16 protein-coding genes are annotated in these 18742 nt (G+C 45.3%); 1 reads left to right on the forward strand and 15 read right to left on the reverse strand.

Features of this window, described 5'->3' with window-relative positions; all coding sequences use genetic code 11:
- Positions 1-31: 31 nt before the first annotated feature.
- The 15 genes from AC0L6N_RS05730 to leuS all read right to left on the reverse strand — a co-directional run bounded on the left by AC0L6N_RS05730 (position 32) and on the right by leuS (position 15527).
- Positions 32-937 (reverse strand): peptidylprolyl isomerase, encoded by a 906-nt coding sequence (locus AC0L6N_RS05730; protein WP_473481262.1) that lies wholly within the window; start codon positions 935-937, stop codon positions 32-34.
- 388 nt (positions 938-1325) lie between these two features.
- Positions 1326-2288: a lipoyl synthase gene (lipA, locus tag AC0L6N_RS05735; RefSeq protein ID WP_006994594.1), complete on the reverse strand. Its 963-nt coding sequence runs from the start codon at positions 2286-2288 to the stop codon at positions 1326-1328.
- Entirely contained in the window at positions 2281-2934 is a 654-nt protein-coding gene (lipB, locus tag AC0L6N_RS05740) for a lipoyl(octanoyl) transferase LipB (protein ID WP_473479745.1), read from the reverse strand. The genes lipA and lipB overlap by 8 nt, the downstream gene beginning before the upstream one ends.
- Before the next feature lie 61 nt (positions 2935-2995).
- Complete coding sequence (gene ybeD / locus AC0L6N_RS05745; protein ID WP_198136279.1) at positions 2996-3262, reverse strand: DUF493 family protein YbeD; 267 nt, start codon at positions 3260-3262, stop codon at positions 2996-2998.
- 17 nt (positions 3263-3279) lie between these two features.
- Complete coding sequence (locus AC0L6N_RS05750) at positions 3280-4452, reverse strand: serine hydrolase (protein ID WP_473479748.1); 1173 nt, start codon at positions 4450-4452, stop codon at positions 3280-3282.
- Between the two features lie 176 nt (positions 4453-4628).
- Positions 4629-5594, reverse strand: a complete 966-nt coding sequence (locus AC0L6N_RS05755) for a septal ring lytic transglycosylase RlpA family protein (RefSeq protein ID WP_473479750.1) — start codon at positions 5592-5594, stop codon at positions 4629-4631.
- Entirely contained in the window at positions 5584-6702 is a 1119-nt protein-coding gene (gene mltB / locus AC0L6N_RS05760) for a lytic murein transglycosylase B (RefSeq protein ID WP_473479753.1), read from the reverse strand. Before mltB ends, AC0L6N_RS05755 begins: the two co-directional genes overlap by 11 nt.
- Before the next feature lie 50 nt (positions 6703-6752).
- Positions 6753-7877, reverse strand: coding sequence for a rod shape-determining protein RodA (gene rodA, locus AC0L6N_RS05765; RefSeq protein ID WP_011574396.1), 1125 nt, complete (start codon positions 7875-7877; stop codon positions 6753-6755).
- Positions 7878-7892: 15 nt separating this feature from the next.
- Positions 7893-9824 carry a penicillin-binding protein 2 gene (mrdA, locus tag AC0L6N_RS05770; RefSeq protein ID WP_011574397.1) on the reverse strand — a complete coding sequence of 644 codons (1932 nt, stop codon included), beginning with the start codon at positions 9822-9824 and terminating at the stop codon, positions 7893-7895.
- Positions 9825-9826: 2 nt separating this feature from the next.
- Complete coding sequence (gene rlmH / locus AC0L6N_RS05775; RefSeq protein ID WP_473479756.1) at positions 9827-10297, reverse strand: 23S rRNA (pseudouridine(1915)-N(3))-methyltransferase RlmH; 471 nt, start codon at positions 10295-10297, stop codon at positions 9827-9829.
- 46 nt (positions 10298-10343) lie between these two features.
- Positions 10344-10661, reverse strand: a complete 318-nt coding sequence (gene rsfS, locus AC0L6N_RS05780; RefSeq protein WP_006994605.1) for a ribosome silencing factor — start codon at positions 10659-10661, stop codon at positions 10344-10346.
- A gap of 38 nt (positions 10662-10699) precedes the next feature.
- Positions 10700-11359: a nicotinate-nucleotide adenylyltransferase gene (gene nadD, locus AC0L6N_RS05785; protein WP_473479760.1), complete on the reverse strand. Its 660-nt coding sequence runs from the start codon at positions 11357-11359 to the stop codon at positions 10700-10702.
- Positions 11356-12378: a DNA polymerase III subunit delta gene (holA, locus tag AC0L6N_RS05790; protein WP_011574400.1), complete on the reverse strand. Its 1023-nt coding sequence runs from the start codon at positions 12376-12378 to the stop codon at positions 11356-11358. Before holA ends, nadD begins: the two co-directional genes overlap by 4 nt.
- The gene (locus tag AC0L6N_RS05795) at positions 12378-12899 is read right to left on the reverse strand and encodes an LPS-assembly lipoprotein LptE (protein ID WP_011574401.1); all 522 of its coding nucleotides are present in this window, start codon (positions 12897-12899) and stop codon (positions 12378-12380) included. The genes holA and AC0L6N_RS05795 overlap by 1 nt, the downstream gene beginning before the upstream one ends.
- Before the next feature lie 15 nt (positions 12900-12914).
- The gene (gene leuS, locus AC0L6N_RS05800; RefSeq protein WP_473479764.1) at positions 12915-15527 is read right to left on the reverse strand and encodes a leucine--tRNA ligase; all 2613 of its coding nucleotides are present in this window, start codon (positions 15525-15527) and stop codon (positions 12915-12917) included.
- Between the two features lie 773 nt (positions 15528-16300).
- Between leuS and AC0L6N_RS05805 the strand changes: the two genes are divergently transcribed.
- Positions 16301-18688 (forward strand): Lon protease family protein, encoded by a 2388-nt coding sequence (locus tag AC0L6N_RS05805; protein WP_473479767.1) that lies wholly within the window; start codon positions 16301-16303, stop codon positions 18686-18688.
- Positions 18689-18742: the final 54 nt, after the last annotated feature.

Raw genomic sequence — 18742 nt, forward strand, 5'->3', positions numbered from 1 at the left:
GGTGCTGCCATAAATACTATAGCAATGTGTATTATTCTACTATTCGAGTTTTCAAGTTGTAATAACACACATCTACATTGCCATTACCTTTGTAATGAAAAAATTCATTCTCCAATGTGCGTCCGAGCGCTATGCGAGTGGTAACGGCGTCAGAGTGTTCATCTTGCACCTGAACGTCAACACGCTGCTGCGCCGGAATATCATTGGCAAGCCTAGCCCAGACTATTTTGGTGCGCTTTGTTGGGTCTTCAATTACCCCGCTGGGGACATTCACTGAGGCGCGTTTAATACGTTGTACATGGTGCATACCGTAAATCACTTTTCCCAGCACGCTCATGTTCCTATCAAGATGCCTTGGAGCTTGTCCGATGGCGATATAAAACTCGGAACTCGCGGTGTTAAGTCCATTGTTACGGCCAAATGCAACCACACCAGGGCAGTGCAATAACCACTCTTGGTGAATTGATGGGTCGCGACCTGCAGCAAAACCGTTTAAGAAACCTGTTTGCGGAGCCATAAACTCGCCAGTTTGCACCAACACGAACGGGTCATCGTCAGCGTTGCCTAAGCCATTATAACTACGAGTTAGTTCCGCTGGCAGCTGTTTAGTGTGTTCATGAGGCCTACTTTCTGTAACATCTCCCCCTTGAGCTACAAAGCCGTCAATCACGCGATAGAAGTCTAAACCATCGTAAAAGCCGTCTTTGATGAGCCCCTTAAACTGCGCAACATTGATAGGGGACATGAACGGTGCCAGCTCCATAATAACGAGCCCTGAGTCCAGCTGCATATAAACCAGATTTGTTGATTCAGGTGTTCGCCATTGAGGTACGACGCGAGTTGAATTTTCTGTCTTGGCTACGCTGGCTACAGGGCTATTCGTTTGTGAGGACGTCGCAAATAGTGAAACGAATAGAGTGAAAATACTAAGTGTGATGGCGGTGAAGGTGTATTTATACCAACTCCATTAAATAATTAGCCACTCAGCGAAAATTTAAAGGGACTTAATCAAGGCGCTTGAATGAAGTAATAGTGGTTCTCTTTCGAGTTCGAGCAACGCTGAGAAAGTCCCTTTAAAATTCGCCCTCTCAGAATCCCCCTGCGGGTTCTGTACTGCGTTCTCGGTATTTGAAAGGGAACAGCCATTACTGCACACCGACACCTTGTCCAAAACCCGCAGGATGAATTCTGAGAGGGCAATTATTTAATGGAATTGGTATTAAGCATTGTTAAATTTATCTATTGGCGCAACAAGTTACGTTATAGAAACAAAAAACTCGCCGATTGGCGAGTTTTGTTTTTATATGCAAACTGTAGCGTGATAATTACTTAACTTCTACACCGGCTGCCTGCTTATCAGCATGGTAGCTTGAACGCACCATAGGGCCACATGCTGCGTGAGTAAAGCCGATCTCTTTCGCGATCACGCCAAGCTCGTCAAACTCCGTAGGATGCACATAACGCTTTAATGGGAAGTGGTGCTTACTCGGTTGTAGGTACTGACCAAGGGTAAGCATCTCAACATTGTGTGCGCGTAAGTCTTTAAGTACTTCTGCGATTTCTTCTTTGTTTTCGCCCATGCCCATCATTAAGCCTGATTTGGTGGGGATATCAGGATGTTGCTCTTTGAATTTCTTAAGCAAATCAAGTGACCACTGATAGTTTGCCCCAGGGCGACATTCACGGTATAGGCGAGGGATGGTTTCCAAATTATGGTTAAACACATCTGGCACGCCGTTTTTAAGGATCTCTAATGCTTTGTCCATACGACCGCGAAAATCGGGTACAAGTACTTCAATTTTAGTCGTTGGACTGTGCTCGCGAATAGCGTTTATGCAATCAACAAAGTGTTGGGCGCCACCGTCACGTAAATCATCGCGATCCACAGAGGTGATAACCACATACTTAAGTTGCATTTCAGCGATGGTCTTGGCTAATTTGATAGGCTCTTCTGCACTTGGAGGCAGTGGCTTACCATGAGCAACATCACAAAACGGGCAGCGACGGGTGCATATATCGCCCAAAATCATAAAGGTCGCAGTACCATGGTTAAAACATTCAGCAAGGTTGGGGCAACTTGCTTCTTCGCACACCGAGTGCAAATTGTTTTTACGCAATGTCTTTTTAATATGATCGATACGATCCGTGGTGCGCGGTAAGCGAATTTTAATCCACTCTGGTTTGCGCAACATCTCTGCCTTTTCAGTGGGCATGATAGTGATCGGAATATGTTTAACTTTTTCATCATCCCGGAGTTTTTCTCCGGCTTGTGGACGTGCGTTACTCATCAAAACCTTCTTTGTTTTCGACGCTTGCAATACCAAGCAATGAACATAATTTTTCGGCGATAGCTGGGCCAGCAACCGCGAGTGAATCTGGCCCGCCTAATTGGGTGCAATCTACCATTTCTAGGCCGGCATAACCACAAGGATTAATTCGTTGAAAGGGTGCTAAGTCCATATTAACGTTCAGGGCAAGGCCATGAAAGGAACATCCTCGACGAATACGTAAACCAATTGAGCAGACCTTTTTGCTATCAACATACACACCAGGGGCATCTGCCTTGGGGTAAGCGTCTACCTTGTACTCTTTTAATGTATCAACAATGCAGCTCTCTAATGCGCTAACCAAGGTGCGTACACCTAAGCCGTGTCGCTTTAAGTTTAACAGCACATACATCATTTGTTGGCCAGGGCCGTGATAGGTGACTTGACCACCGCGGTCGACTTTTACGACTGGGATATCCCCTGGGGCAAGAAGGTGCTCTTCTCTACCGGCTTGGCCTTGTGTAAATACAGGGTCGTGTTCAACTAGCCATATTTCGTCTTGGCTGCTGCTGTCCCGCGAATCGGTAAAATCTTGCATCGCTTGCCAAATCGGAAAATACGCTTGGCGGCCGAGCTGGCGAATAATGACAGGGGTTGTGTCGTTCAAACCTTAGTGGTGTCCTATAGAAGAATAGCGCACAGACAGGTGCGCTATATATAGCTTGCTTTTAGAGAACTACACGAACCAATTCAAGCTTAGAAAGCTCAGTATAGATGGTTTCCATGTGCTCTTTGCTCGTTACACGCACGCTGATAGACAACGAATGGTAAGTGCCTTTTGAGCTCGGTTTTACACTGGGGGAATAGTCACCAGGTGCATGGTTTTGCAAGCAGTTGATGACATGATCCGGTAACCGTTCATCCGCTACACCCATGACCTTGAAGGTTTGGTGGCAAGGGAAGTCGAGTAATTTATCAAATTGGGTTTGCATAATATTCTGCTCAATTTGTCTTAGCTATCAAAGCCAAGTTGCAGTTTAACGAAGTCTACAAGGCGGTCAATCATACCGCCTTCTTTTACTTCTTGTAATGTAACCAAAGGATATTCGGCTACGTCTTCACCGTCTAATTGCAAGAATAACTTTCCAACTACTTCACCTTTAGCCAAAGGTGCTTCTAACTTCTTATCTAGCTCGAAGTTGGCTTCTAAATTTTTGCTCTGACCGCGAGGAATAGTAATGGGGGTGTCTTGTGAAATACCAAGATCTACAGTCTCTTTGTCGCCCATAAATATGCGGTGTGATACAAAGCTTTCGCCTGCCTGATACGGGGTAATAGTTTCATAGAATCTAAACCCATACTTAAGCAGCTTTTTGTTTTCAACTTTACGTGCACGCTCGCTATCAGCGCCCATGACCACCGCGATTAAACGCATGTCGCCTTGGGTCGCTGAGGACACCAAGCTATAACCTGCATCTGAGGTGTGGCCCGTTTTTATGCCATCCACATTCAGGCTTTTATCCCACAATAAACCGTTACGGTTATATTGCTTGATGTTGTTGTAGGTAAACTCTTTTTCGCTATAAACCTTATACTCATTTGGCACATCTGTGATCAATGCGCGGGCTAAGGTCGCCATATCCCGAGGGGTCGTGTAATGGTCGGCATCTTGTAAGCCATGGCTGTTTACAAAGTGCGTTGACGTCATGCCTAACTTTTCAGCGTGCAAATTCATCATGCTGGCAAACGCATCTTCGCTACCGGCAATGTGCTCTGCCATCGCCACGCATGCATCATTTCCCGACTGTACAATGATGCCGCGATTTAAGTCGCCCACCGAAATTTGTGTACCCACTTCGATAAACATCTTAGATGAATCAGGAAAGTTCTTGGCCCAAGCATTTTCTGAAATCGTGACCATGTCAGTGTCTTTAATATTGCCATTGGCGATCTCTTTGCCGATCACGTAGCTTGTCATCATTTTAGTCAAGCTTGCTGGCGGTATCTGAATATCAGAATTTTGCTCAGCAATCACCTTGCCGGTTTGAAAATCGACTAAAATAAAGCCTTTAGCCGATACGGAAGGCGCGTCAGGTATGATGACCGCTGCACTCGCCGCATGAGATAAAAAGGAAAGGGAGAAGCAGCTAAAGATGGCTAATATGAGTGTCTTGGTGTTTCGCATGGACCTACCGTAATGTGATATTTGTTAAGAAAGTGGTGTTTGACGTGTCGCGCCTAAAACGATGGCTAATATATCAGTTTTTCAATGACTTTGCTGCGCTGACAACAAAAATTGTTACACAAAACAAAATCGTTAAAAAGCGCTCATAAGACAATCTTTTGGACGGAAAGTTTAACCTAGGGCTCATTCGAAGGATAAAACTTGTAAGCGTCGCTATATCCGCTTTTACGCAGCTGATTTAAGATCCCCAATGCTTCGTGCTCGGACGTAAATGGCCCAAGTCTTAAGCGATATAATCCTTCTTCAAGTGGTGCAACAAAAGGCACTTGATACAAATTTGCCAGGGCGTTACCAATTTTGGTAATTCGCTGATCGTTACTCAGGGCTGCTATTTGAATGAATACCTTTTCTTGGGTGGGTATTTCTGTAGGAGTCGCTATTGGCGGCGCAGATGCGACACTGGGTGAGTTTGGTGATGTAGCCGATGTTGTACCTAAAGCCGGTACGCGGGGCACTTGGGCGATTTGTACATTGTCGTTACGCATAGCATCATCTTTTAACGGAGTAGGTGGCTCAGATAAACCGTTACCCACTGTCTGCATACCTGCTTCGTCAATATGAATGACCTCTAGTTTAACTTGGGTAGTGCCTGTACTTAACATACCGAGTTTCATTGCAGCTGCATAAGATAAATCGATTATTCTTTTGTCATGAAACGGGCCACGGTCGTTTACCCGGACTATGGCTTCGCGGCCATTTTTTAGGTTAGTTACTTTTACGTACGAAGGCAGTGGCAATGTTTTATGAGCAGCACTCATGGCGTACATGTCGTAGGTTTCACCGTTGGACGTGAGATGCCCATGAAATTTCTGGCCATACCAAGAAGCGCCGCCAGTAGCTGAGTATCCTTTACCGGTTTTAAGAGGGGTATACTGCTTGCCTAAAACTGAATAGCTGCGCAAATTCGCAAGGGCGTAGGGTTCATACATAGGTTCGGCATCATCAAACTTTATTCCATCTCTAATCGCGCTGGGAGCGGAATCTTTATGCTGGCTGTAGCGGCTGTTATTTGAACTCGGCGAATTGGCGCACGCCGCTATGAATGTGACCAGCATGATTAAAAACGCGTACTTAAGCATCATCTTGTGAACTCAGTTGTGCGTCTTTGTCTAACGAGTTGATGCCGCTGGCTAATTGTCGGCTAAATTGAAACGCGACCATTGCATACAATTTGCTGTGGTTATAGCGAGTGATCACGTAAAAATTTTTCAACCCAAGCCAATAGTCGTGCCCGCTAGCTTGGGCAAAATTAAGTAATTTAGCGTCACTATCAGCCGCGATACCATCCCACTTATCTTGGGCTTTTTCGATCCCGACGCGCTTAGCTGTTTCGACATCAATGCTAATATCTGCTTGGTGCAACTGGGCAAAGGTCTCACGATACTTAAGGGATTTTCTTAACCAAGGCTTTGCGTTTCCAGGCGTTACGTTTACTGGAAAAGCAATCGAATCACCTCGTTGCCAGCCGTTACGTTTAAAATAATTGGCGATACTGCCAATAGCGTCCACTGGGTTATTCAGTAAATCGCGTACGCCGTCATTGTCAAAATCAACTGCATAATGGCGATAACTAGATGGAATGAATTGCCCCCAGCCCATCGCGCCTGCGTAAGAGCTTTGTAACTGCTTGGCATCAAACTCCTCTTCATTCGCTAACAATATTAACTGAGCCAATTCCTTTTTAAAAAATGAGGAACGGGGCGGATAGTGAAAGCCCAGGGTGTAGAGGGCATTGAGCGCTGCGTAGCTACCTTTGTAGGTACCATAAAAGGACTCGATACCTAAAATAGCGACGATCATCTCTGCTGGTACACCATATTCTTTCTCTGCGCGGGCTAATGTTTCCCGGTGAGCTTGGTAGAATTCGAGGCCTTTCTGTAGTCTTTTCTCAGTCAAAAATATGGGGTAATACTGATGCCAAGGCTTTGCTTCCCAAGGCCGTTTTATCGCATCGATCACTGCTTGGTCTTTTTCAGCTTGGTTAAGTAACTGCAGCACCGTTTCGCGATTTAAATTGTGCTTTGTTACTATGGCGTCCAAGAAGGCAGTTTCTGCCTCAGGCAGAGATTGTGCACTACTTATTGGTGCCAATACTATTAGATAAAGAGCAAGCAATACGTGGGGTACGCGGCGAAAAAGACGATTACATAAGGTTGAGAACGACACATTAGCTCCACAAAGTGACAACATTAATTTACCCACTGACGTGCTAAGTACATTAGCAAATCTATATATAAGTGTTAACGGGACAATAACCGTTTCTGGGTGGCGATGGCCATTAAAATGCCAAACCCTGCGAGTAAGGTGACCATGGATGTCCCTCCATAGCTTACGAGCGGCAAGGGCACACCGACTACGGGCAGTATGCCCGATACCATACCCATATTAACAAATACATAAACAAAGAATGTTAGCGTAATACTGCCTGCGAGTAGCTTACTAAAGGCATCTTGAGCGCGGTTTGCGATAATCATGCCGCGGATAACGATGAAAGTATAAATAGCCAATAAGCCGACCACGCCCCAAAAACCAAATTCTTCACTAAATACTGCAAAAATAAAATCTGTATGTCGCTCGGGTAAAAATTCTAATTGAGACTGAGTGCCTTGCAACCAACCCTTACCCTCGGCGCCGCCTGAGCCTATGGCAATTTGTGATTGAATAATATGGTAGCCAGACCCCAATGGGTCGCTTTCTGGATTGAGGAAGGTTAATACTCGTTGTTTTTGATAGTCCTTCATGAGGAAGTTCCACATGATAGGGCTGAATATGGATACCGCTAAGGCAATACCTCCGATGAAGCGCCAACTCATACCAGCAAGGAAGAGTGCGAATATCCCTGAGCTGGCAATTAATAAAGAGGTGCCTAAATCAGGTTGTTGCGCAATCAACAACGTGGGAACGCCTACCAAAATAAAGCCAAATAATATGTGTCTTAATTTCGGGGGAAGGTTAAATTGACTGATGTACCAAGCCACCATCATGGGAACAGCAAGCTTCATGATTTCTGAAGGTTGAAAACGCACTACCCCTAAGTCCAACCAGCGCTGAGCGCCTTTTCCTACATGGCCGAATACGATCACCGCAACTAACATGGCGATCCCGAGTATATAAAAATAAATAGATAACTTTTGGTAGGCTAACGGTGGAATTTGCGCCACGGCCAACATGACCCCAAGCGCCAACCCGAGTCGAATAAGTTGACGGTCAATGAGTTGCCAGTCTTGGCCCCCAGCAGAATATATCGTTACTAAGCCAACGGCCATCAGTACCAGCAACCCGATGAGTAGCGGCCCGTCACAATGTATGCGATTGAGCAAAGAACGCTTATTGGGGTCAAGCTTGGTGCGTAGCATCATATTCATAACAATCGTCAGTGCCTAATGAGTGTGTGAAGTGGTTTGATGGGCGACATCTTGCGATACTTCCCGTTCTTTTACGTCCGGTTTAGGCGCAAACTCTCGCTCTTCAAAGTATTTATCCATCATCATTCTGGCCAAAGGAGCGGCTTGTGAGCTACCGCCACCGGCATTTTCAAGCACCACGGTAACGGCAATTTCCGGTTTTTCATAAGGCGCAAAACCCACGTACATGGCATTGTCGCGCAAGTTTTCAGCCAAGCTCTCGGCATCATATTTTGCATCTTGGGCGATGGCCACCAATTGTGCTGTACCGGTTTTACCCGCCGACACATAGGGTGTATCAACAAACGCACGACGAGCTGTACCGGTTTTGCGGTTAACTACGCCGTACATGGCATCTAGTACAGTGTCCCAGTTTTTATCATTTTTAATGTCCATCGGGCGGCGCTCTTTGCTGCCCTCAAGAACCACTTCACTGTTAACGTATTTTCCGCGCAATATCTGCGGAATATAACGATGTCCGTGATTGACTAAGGTGGTGATAGATTGTGTCAATTGGATAGGAGTGACGGTCCAATAACTTTGGCCAATGCCCACGGGAATGGTATCGCCGATGTACCAGGGTTGATTGAATCGAGCACGCTTCCAGCCACGGCTGGGCATGTTTGCATCTGACTCTTCGTGTAAATCTATGCCGGTGTAATCGCCGAAACCAAATTCAAACATGTTATCGCTGATTTTATCGATACCTAACCGATAAGCCAGATCGTAAAAGTAGATGTCACAGGATTGTTCTATGGCTGAGGTTAAATCAACCCACCCATGTCCCCAGCGTTTCCAGTCTCGCCACACGTGTTCTACATTTTTTAGGCGATATTTGCCGTTATCGAAGATGCGCGTTTTTGGGGTCACTGTGTTCTCTTCTAGGCCAACTAAGGCTAAATGAGGCTTTATGGTTGAAGCTGGAGGATACTGACCTTGCGTGGCGCGGTTAATCAGTGGGCGCCCATTTGAATTTAATAACGCGCTGTAATTTTTACTGCTAATACCGTGAACGAATAAGTTGGGGTCGTAGCTTGGGCTACTGAACATGGCCAACACACCGCCGTCATCTGAATCAAGCATTACGATGGTACCCTTGTCACCATCTAAAATGCGCTCTGCTTCTTGTTGCAGTTTCAAATCGATATTTAGGACGATATCTTGCCCTGGAACGGGAGGGCTAAAGTTGAGCGTGCGGATCACGCGCCCTTGGTTGTTGACCTCTACCTCTTGATAACCTACCTGACCATGCAGAATATCTTCGTGGTACTTTTCAACCCCAAGCTTTCCTATGTCATGGGTTGCGGCATAATTTGCTTCAAGGCCTGCTTCGCTAAGCTTTTGTAGATCCTTTTTATTAATTTTTGATACGTAACCCAGTACATGGGTTAATGTTTTTCCGTATGGATAGTGTCGTGTTAAGCGAGCTTCTACACTCACTCCTGGGAACTTGTGTTGATTGGCAGAAAAAAGGGCGACTTCTTCTGGAGTCAAACGTTTACGCAAAGACACGGGTTTGAAGCGTCGATTGCGTTTTATTTCTCGATAAAAGTCGGTGATTTCGTCTTCGTCCACATCGAGCAATACGCTCAACAGGCCAAGCGTTCTCTCTAAATTATCTACCTTTTCAGGAATGACTTCCAAGTTGAAAACGGGACGGTTTTCAGCCAACAGAGTGCCATTTCTGTCGTAAATTAACCCGCGGTTCGGCGCGACTGGCAATATTTTTATGCGATTGCCATTAGAGCGCGTTTGATAATCTTCAAAGCGGGTGATTTGCAGGTAGTATAGGTTGCTCAATACCATGGCAATCATCATGAAAATGACCAACATAGCGATGACCGTACGCCGAGCAAAAAGGTTTGCTTCAGCGGTGTGGTCTTTAATCGTTACACGATGACGAGCCATGACTATTCTCGATGATACGGATGGTTGGTATTCACCGACCAAGCTCGATACAAGCTTTCAGCGACAATGATCCTGACTAGAGGGTGGGGCAAAGTGAGCGGAGATAGAGACCATTTTTGTTCAGATGCAGCAATACACTCCGGTGCTAAGCCCTCAGGGCCGCCAATGAGCAGGCTGACATCCCGCCCATCCATTTGCCACTTTTGCATATTACTCGCAAGCATTGGCGTATCCCAAGGCTTACCCGTCACTTCAAGAGTCACAATGCGATTGCCTTTAGGAATTGCTGCCATGGTCAATTCGCCTTCCTTGTGCAAAATACGTTTTATGTCCGCATTTTTACCGCGCTTACCAGCGGGTATCTCTGTTAGGCTAAGGGGCATATCAGAAGGAAAACGTTTACCGTATTGTTGGTAACCTTGTTCAACCCAACTTGGCATTTTACTGCCAACGGCTATTAGTTGAATTCGCATGGTGTTATCTACTTTGCAATGTTACAGCTAGTGCTTCGACGGGGAATTAGCCCCAAAGTTTCTCTAACTGATAAAAATCTCTGGCGTCGTCTTGCATTACGTGTAGCACTACATCACCTAAATCGACTAATACCCAATCGCCAACTTCACGGCCTTCGATGCTCAGAGGCGGATTACCCGCTTGTTTGGCTTCAACCACTACATTTTCGGCAATAGAGACCACATGTCGTTTTGAGTTTCCTGAACATATCAGCATGGTTTCTGTCACGCTTGATTTTTCTGATACGTCTAAATCTATGATATCTCGACCTTTTAGGTCTTCAATTTTTTCTACCACAAAGGCTTTTAACTGTTGGTGATCCAAAGGGATTCCTTATATTGAACGGGCGAAGTATAAGTTTATCAGAAAGTGGTGCTCGGCTGATATAACTTATGTGTTTGTATGTATCGGCGTACCTTCGGAGCGAGCATGTCGTCTGTTGGTAAGTTGTTAATTATACGCCGGCGTATCTCACTAGACGATATGTCCAGTTCCGGTGTGTCGGCAAGAAATATTTTACCATGTAATGCATTGTGCAGGGCATTATTAGTGGCGACCTGTCGCTCTGCTAGTAGAGCTTTCAATTCTTCACTTAAGGGCGTTTTAGTACCTGGACGACAACACACAACAAAATGGCAATAATCGAATAATGCTTGCCATTCATTCCAACTCAGCAACGAATGCAGGGAGTCCATACCGATAAAAAAGCATAGAGGATGCTTTGGATACTCTTTGCGCAATGCTCGCAGCGTGTGAATGGTGTATGAAGGCGTATCGCTGTGTATTTCCCGCTCATCAATATATAACTTCGGGTACTGCTCAATGGCTAATTTCAGCATGGCTAAGCGGTGATGACTGGCACTGGGGGCATGATTTTTGTGCACAGGAATATGACACGGTAGCATCGCCACAGATTGCACACCAGCTTGCTGTGCTGCCACGATAACGGATTCAGTGTGGCCGTAGTGAACAGGATCAAATGTCCCCCCAAATATGCCTAATGCTGGTCGTAAGTTATTCAATTTAAAGCAAAGTTCTCTAAAGACATAGGAATAAATAGCAAACACAGGTGACAAAGTTCAACATATGGGCGTTCCACTTGGGATTGCTTCAATGCGCTGTCCATGATGTTGAGTTTGTGCTGAAGTTGTTGCATATGAATAGGAGATAATCGCTGTAAGGCAGATAGATACATACCTTGACGGTTCTTCCAAATGCGATGTTGATTCCAGTTTATGGCTTGTCCTGCCTGTTTGCTGGCTTGCAGTGCACGTAGTGTCTGCCATTCGCGGGTTAGCGCCCACATAATAATATTTGGCTCTACACCTTCACTTTCAAGGCGATATAGCATTTTCACTGACTTTTGGCTGTCCCCTGCAAGCAACACGTCTATCAATTGAAAGACGTTGTACCTAGATTGATCAACCACTGCTTGCTCCACCTCTTCTATGGTTGGGTTGCCATTAGGGTAGAGTAAACAGAGCTTTTCAATTTCTTGACTGGCGGCTAGCAGATTACCTTCACAATACTCCGCTAAAAGTCGGGTTACATCTGGCGTGACGTGCAAACCTTGGGTTCGCATTTGCTCCATTAACCACTGCTGCAGAGCGTTACCTTCTAGTGGGTAACAAGGTACATACGTACCGTGTTTATCAATGGCTTTAAACCACTTACTGTTTTGCACGTCCTTGCCAATTTTGGCTCCGTGAATAACCAATAGAATATCAGGGTTATTTTGTGCACTCAGCTCGGTCAGTATTTTACTACCTTGGGTGCCAGGTTTCCCTGTGGGCAATTCGAGCTCAATATACTGACGAGAAGAAAATAACGAGAGCGTTTGCGTTGCTTCGAGTAATGTTGCCCAATCGAACTGCGCATCGGCAACGAGGGTTTGTCTTTCGTCAAATCCTTGCTCAGTAGCCAGTTCGCGTATTTGGTTAATCGCCGTCAGCTTTTGCTGGGGTTCATCACCAAAAATGAGATAAAAGGGCTGCAGGCCCTTTTTCAACGTTGCGTGAAATCGATTGGGGTAAACTTGCATTAAGGTCTAATGGGTGCAGTGTTTGCTATGGTGCGCTGGGCAATTGATATTTGATGGATGATACGGATTGCCGCTTGTTTGCGCATTTCAGATAACACCAGTTCAAGCTCACGAGATTTTGCCAATACGGCATCGGGATCATCTTGGTACTCTCGCTTAATATCAAACTCGAGCAATTGAGCATCACTATTGGCAAACTGTAGCTCATAGCGAACGGTGTAAATCAATTCATACTCAGCGACTTGACCTGTGCTGAAAAGCGATAATAAACGTCTATCAAGAACATCACTTAATAGGTATATGCTAGAAGTGTTAGAGGTGCCTTTCACACTAGAGTCAATCACCTCAACACTGTAAGGCTTTAGTTCATTGCGAAGGGCGCGCTCTAGCGCCGAGTGTGCTTCGCTTGAGCCTACCCTTAACTGAGAAACACTTGCGGGTAGCTCATAATTGCCACGCAATGAAAAACCGCAACCACTGATAATAAGGCTACAGAATAAGCAGATGATGAGGTTTCGCATTGCGTTTTTCACTCGTTAGTTGGCGACAATGTTGAGCAATTTACCAGCAATATAAATCACCTTGCGTATGGTCTTGCCGTCTACAAACTGCTGCACATTTTCTTGAGCTAAACCAAGGGCCTGTACTTCTTCTTGGCTGGCATCTGCTGCCACAGTAATTTTAGAGCGTACTTTACCGTTGACTTGCACGATGATCAGTTTTTCATCTTCTACTAACGCTGATTCATCCACCATCGGCCAAGGCGCAGTCTCAATATCATTTTTGTGGCCTAGGTCGTGCCATAAAATGTGACACATATGGGGGGCAATAGGGTTAAGTAATAACACCACTGATTCAATGGCTTCGCGCAGCACCGCTTTGTCTTGATCTGTACTCTGGGGCGCTCTTTGCAAGCTATTGAGCAATTCCATGATTGCCGCAACAGCAGTATTAAAGGTTTGGCGACGACCGACATCATCTGTGACTTTTGCAATGGTGCGATGAACGGCGCGGCGCAAGGTTTTTTGATCGCCCGTTAGAGCTGTCTTGTCAATAGCCGGTGCAGTGTCGCCATCAAGGGCGTCGATATGGTCTTGAGTCAGCTTCCACACGCGCTTGATAAAGCGATTAGCCCCTTCAACGCCGGAGTCTACCCACTCCAATGTTTGCTCAGGTGGCGCGGCAAACATAGTGAACACACGGATTGTATCTGCGCCGTATAAATCAATAACATGCTGGGGGTCGATACCGTTGTTTTTCGACTTAGACATCTTGGTCATGCCACCGTGCTCAACCGGCTTACCATCCGCTTTTAAAGTCGCTTGCGTAATACGGCCTTTTTCGTCTTTCACAGTGTCAACATCTGCTGGAGAGAACCACTCTTTCTTACCGCTCTCATCTTCTCTGAAGAAGGAATCAGCGAGTACCATACCTTGGCACAATAAACGCTTATAAGGCTCGTCAGAGTTCACGAGTCCTTCGTCACGAAGCAGCTTGTGGAAGAAGCGTGAATACAATAGATGCAAAATAGCGTGCTCAATACCGCCCACATATTGATCTACCGGTAACCAGTAGTTGGCTTGAGTTGGATCGAGCATGGCATCTTGATTTTGGGCACTGCAGTAGCGAGCGTAATACCAAGAAGATTCCATGAAGGTATCGAATGTATCGGTTTCACGTAGCGCAGGTTGACCGTTATATTCCGTTTTTGCCCAGTCAGGATCGGCTTTTATTGGCGAGATAACACCGTTCATTTGCACGTCTTCAGGTAATTCAACGGGCAGCTGATCGCTTGGAACAGGAACAGACTCTCCGTTTTCAAGATTCAGCATCGGGATAGGTGAACCCCAATAACGTTGACGAGACACCCCCCAGTCACGCAAACGGTAATTGACTTTTTTACTACCCGAACCAAGTGCTTCGAGTTTAGCTGCAATGGCATCAAACGCTTCTTGAAACGCTAAGCCATTAAATTCAGCTGAGTTCACAAGCACGCCTTTTTCAGTGTATGCCGCTGTGGTTAAGTCACATTCTTGTGGCTCATCTGCACTGGGCTCAACCACTTGCTTAATAGGTAGGCCGTATTTCTGGGCAAACTCCCAATCACGCTGGTCATGACCAGGTACAGACATAACTGCACCCGAGCCATAGCCCATTAGCACGAAGTTAGCGACCCACACTGCCACTTTTTCACCGGTTAACGGGTGAATAGCGAACAAGCCAGTGTCACAGCCTTTTTTCTCCATAGTGGCAAGCTCAGCTTCGGCCACTTTGGTATTTTTACAAGATTCAATAAACTCGGCTAGTTCTGGTCGAGTTTGTGCGGCATGCAAGGCAAGAGGATGCTGTGCAGCAACGGCGACGTAAGTTACACCGTAAAGTGTGTCAGGTCGCGTGGTATACACGTCGAAACTACTAATGTCAGCTGCGTTCTCACTAAGATTAAAGGTGATATCTACACCTTCTGAACGGCCAATCCAGTTCTTCTGCATGGCACGTACTTGCTCAGGCCAGTCCTCTAACTGCTCCAAGTCTGTCAATAACTCTTCTGCGTAATCGGTGATTTTGATGAACCACTGAGGGATCTCTTTTTGCTCCACCAACGCACCAGAGCGCCAACCTCGACCATCAATAACTTGCTCGTTGGCCAATACTGTGTGATCAACCGGATCCCAGTTAACGGTAGAGTTCTTCTTGTAGACCAACCCTTTCTCATACAGGCGAGTGAAGAACCATTGTTCCCAGCGGTAATAGTCTTTTTTACAGGTAGCAACTTCACGATCCCAGTCATAACCAAAACCAAGCGATTTTAACTGGTTTTTCATGTAATCGATGTTTTGATATGTCCACTTAGCTGGAGCGGTATTGTTGTTTAATGCGGCGTTTTCAGCCGGTAAGCCGAATGCATCCCAACCCATTGGTTGTAAAACGTTCTTGCCATTCATACGTTGAAAACGGCTAACGACATCACCTATGGTGTAATTACGCACATGACCCATGTGCAAGCGCCCACTTGGATAAGGGAACATGGACAAGCAGTAGAATTTCTCTTTATCTTCTTGTTCAGTTGCTTTAAAAGTTTGATTGGTTTCCCAAAGCGCTTGTACCTCTTGTTCGATTTTCTGAGGTTCGTAAATTTTTTCGGCCATTAAAAAGAGTTTCCGCGAAGATAAGATGTATTTATTAAGATAGCCGGTAAGAATACCCTAACGGTTTGCTGGGTCACAATAGCTGAACTGGGATTTAGCACTAATTATCGTAAAAAATAACAACTTAACGCCAAATCCGTAATGTTAATCTGGTTTTAGCTGTTCAATAAAACTCGCGAGAGAGGTAAATTAGCTGCTTTGTACCTTATCAATAATAGCTGCCAATTCAGCGCTTCGTGAACTTCTATTCCTTGCAAAGGCCTTAAGCTGCAAGTCTTGCGCAGCAAACTGTTGCTCCAAATAAAACGGATATACACATGCTGGGTTGAGTTATCTCTGGCGCTTTCACAAAAGCAACCGCTCGCGATGGGTTACAGGGGCAACGTTGCTTCACCTTCTCTTTATGTGTGGCTTTTATGCTAGTAATTATCAATCTTATTCATTAACGCGTCCCAGATTTGCTCCTTTGGATGGTAAAAACAACGGAATTTTGGCGCTAAGATCATGTTTTTTTAAGATGCGTGACGTGGGCAAAACGCGTTGGAGAAAAAAACGGCGAAAATTCCTGTGAAGATAAATTTTTTTATGTGCGTAAAGTGAGGCATGCTATTCCCACTTTTTTGTTATGATATTTGAATCAAATATCAGCTTATTAAGCAATGCAGAGAAGCGCTACTTAATAGGTTTATCACATACTTTAGTACGCTAAAGTGAGAGTTTCAGTATGAGTAAGTGTATTTTACTTGCTCGCATAAGGACAACGCCAGTTAACCATGCATCTTAAATACGCTTTGAGTTTAAAAGAAATTACCGCCAAGCCAAGTCGCCGATTGATTAACCACGCACTTAAAGATGACAAAGCGCTGCAAGCTACCTTTATTGGGCAGGCGAGAGCGCGCGAAGCATTGGACTTCGGTTTAGGCCTAGACGCCAAAGGGTACAACTTGTATGTGATGGGGGAGCAAGCGACGGGCCGGTTTACCCTAGTGCATGAATATATCGCTAAGTATGTGCAAAAGGTGCTCACGCCGGATGACTGGTGCTACATCAATAATTTTGAAGACGAGCGTGAACCCTTTGCATTGCGTCTCCCTCCTGGGGAAAGTAAGCGCCTCGTAAAGGAAATGGGCAAGTTGGTGGATGAATTGCTCGATACATTTCCCGCTGCGTTTGATAATCCAGGCTACCAGCGCAAGAAAGTAGCGATAACCCGAGAGTTTGACCAGCGTTATGATCACGCCATTGATTCTGTTGAGCAGCTAGCACAAGCCCAAAACGTGGCATTGTATGAAGAAAATGGCAATATCAGTTTTTCACCTATTGTTGATGGGAAGCCCATCACCGATGCAGATTTTGCCAAGCTAAGTGATGAGGAACGTCAGCGTTACTATCAGTTAATTGATGAATTGGAAAATCGCTTAGGCGAGGCGTTGATTGAGCTGCCTAAGTGGAAACGGGCATCTTCAGAGCAGCTTAGGCATCTTAAAAAGGACACAGCAGAGCAGGGCATTAAACCCTTGCTTAAAGAATTAGAGCATCTGTATGCGTCTGATTTAGGCATTTTAAAGTTTCTACGGCAATTAAAACCCCACTTGGTCGAAACGATAGTGGAGATTTTGGCAGATGATAAAAAAGACGATAAACACGATGAATACGACCGTCGTTCCGTACTTGAAGAACAGTATTTGCCTAATATTCTGGTCAGCCATGCGTTAAATAGTGGCGCACCGGTTATTTATGAAGCCAATCCTACGCATCAGAACTTGTTCGGTCGTGTTGAATATACCAATGTCTCGGGCTCAGTTTTTACTAACTATCGCATGATCCGCCCAGGAGCATTGCACCGTGCTAATGGCGGTTATTTATTGCTAGATGTCGATAAGCTGATTTTACAACCTTATGCCTGGGAAACATTAAAGCTAGTCCTCAAATCTGGGTATTTGAAAATGGACTTGCCACAGCCAGATGTGGGCATGGTCAACTCAATCACACTTAATCCGCAACAAATCCCCATTAACGTTAAAGTGGTGTTACTTGGTTCGCGGGAGTTGTATTACAACTTGCAAGATTTTGATGATGAATTTTATGAAATGTTTCGTGTACTGGTCGATTTTGATCACGAAATCCAGTTAGACAAAAAAACACTTTATGACTTTGTCGGTAGAGTAAGACATCAAGTTTCGCAATTGGGATTGAGCAGTATTTCACCTAAGGCGATGTATCGCCTTGTAGAATACAGTTTACGTATGGCAGAGCACCAACAAAGGTTGTCAGCGCGCTTCTCAGATGTCATCGAATTGCTTAACGAAAGTCTTTATTTCTGTCGCCAAGGTCATGCATTAGATTTAGATGTTACGCATATTGAAGCGGCGTTGAGTGCAAAAACGCGCCGTACTGGTCGCGTAAGCGAAGCGGTGCTTGACGACATTAAACAGGGGCAAATTCTAATTGCTACCGAGGGCGTGGATGTCGGCAAGGTTAATGGTCTTACTGTGCTTGAAGTAGGGGATAGCTTATTCGGTACCCCAGCGCGGATTACGTCTACCGTGTATGCTGGGGCGAACGGTGTAGTTGATATCGAACGAGAAGTTGAACTCGGCCAGCCTATCCATTCCAAAGGCGTTATGTTGTTGACCGGCTATTTAGGCCATAAATATGCCCAGCTATTTCCGCTGACCTTATCAGCCAATATCGCCATTGAACAATCGTACGGTCATATAGATGGCGATAGCGCCTCGCTGGCAGAATTGGTTGCGCTGATCTCAGCCCTGACCAACATTCCTACCCGCCAAGATCTCGCCATTACAGGCTCAATCAATCAGTATGGCCAAGTTCAATCGGTAGGTGGTGTAAATGAAAAAATTGAAGGCTTTTTCAAACTTTGCCAACACCGGGGATTAACTGGAAACCAAGGGGCGATTATTCCTAAGTCGAATCAGATTTCCCTTATGTTAGATAAAGAGGTTGTTGCGGCGGTGAAGCTGGGAAAATTTCATATCTGCGTCGTGGAAACAGTCGATCAAGCACTTGAGTTATTAATGAACAAGGAAGTGGGAGTGATGAATACTAAAGGGCGTTACCCTAAGGGCACGATTAATTATATGGCAGTGAGTAGTTTGCTTAACATCGCTAATGTGGTGAATGGCGCAGATGATGAATAGGCAGGATTAATGCGCTATTTAGATGTCACTTTTACACTGTTTTGATAGACTGCC

The sequence above is a fragment of the Paraglaciecola sp. G1-13 genome (genome assembly GCF_055809255.1).

Bases quoted from the DNA above. Each gene is read 5' to 3' on its own strand.
- holA (WP_011574400.1), bottom strand. From the start codon at position 12,378: ATGCAAGTTTACCCCAATCGATTTCACGCAACGTTGAAAAAGGGCCTG.
- AC0L6N_RS05795 (WP_011574401.1), bottom strand. From the start codon at position 12,899: ATGCGAAACCTCATCATCTGCTTATTCTGTAGCCTTATTATCAGTGGT.
- AC0L6N_RS05750 (WP_473479748.1), bottom strand. From the start codon at position 4,452: ATGCGAAACACCAAGACACTCATATTAGCCATCTTTAGCTGCTTCTCC.
- rlmH (WP_473479756.1), bottom strand. From the start codon at position 10,297: ATGCGAATTCAACTAATAGCCGTTGGCAGTAAAATGCCAAGTTGGGTT.
- rodA (WP_011574396.1), bottom strand. From the start codon at position 7,877: ATGAATATGATGCTACGCACCAAGCTTGACCCCAATAAGCGTTCTTTG.
- mltB (WP_473479753.1), bottom strand. From the start codon at position 6,702: ATGTTGTCACTTTGTGGAGCTAATGTGTCGTTCTCAACCTTATGTAAT.
- lipA (WP_006994594.1), bottom strand. From the start codon at position 2,288: ATGAGTAACGCACGTCCACAAGCCGGAGAAAAACTCCGGGATGATGAA.
- AC0L6N_RS05805 (WP_473479767.1), top strand. From the start codon at position 16,301: ATGCATCTTAAATACGCTTTGAGTTTAAAAGAAATTACCGCCAAGCCA.
- mrdA (WP_011574397.1), bottom strand. From the start codon at position 9,824: ATGGCTCGTCATCGTGTAACGATTAAAGACCACACCGCTGAAGCAAAC.
- AC0L6N_RS05755 (WP_473479750.1), bottom strand. From the start codon at position 5,594: ATGATGCTTAAGTACGCGTTTTTAATCATGCTGGTCACATTCATAGCG.
- leuS (WP_473479764.1), bottom strand. From the start codon at position 15,527: ATGGCCGAAAAAATTTACGAACCTCAGAAAATCGAACAAGAGGTACAA.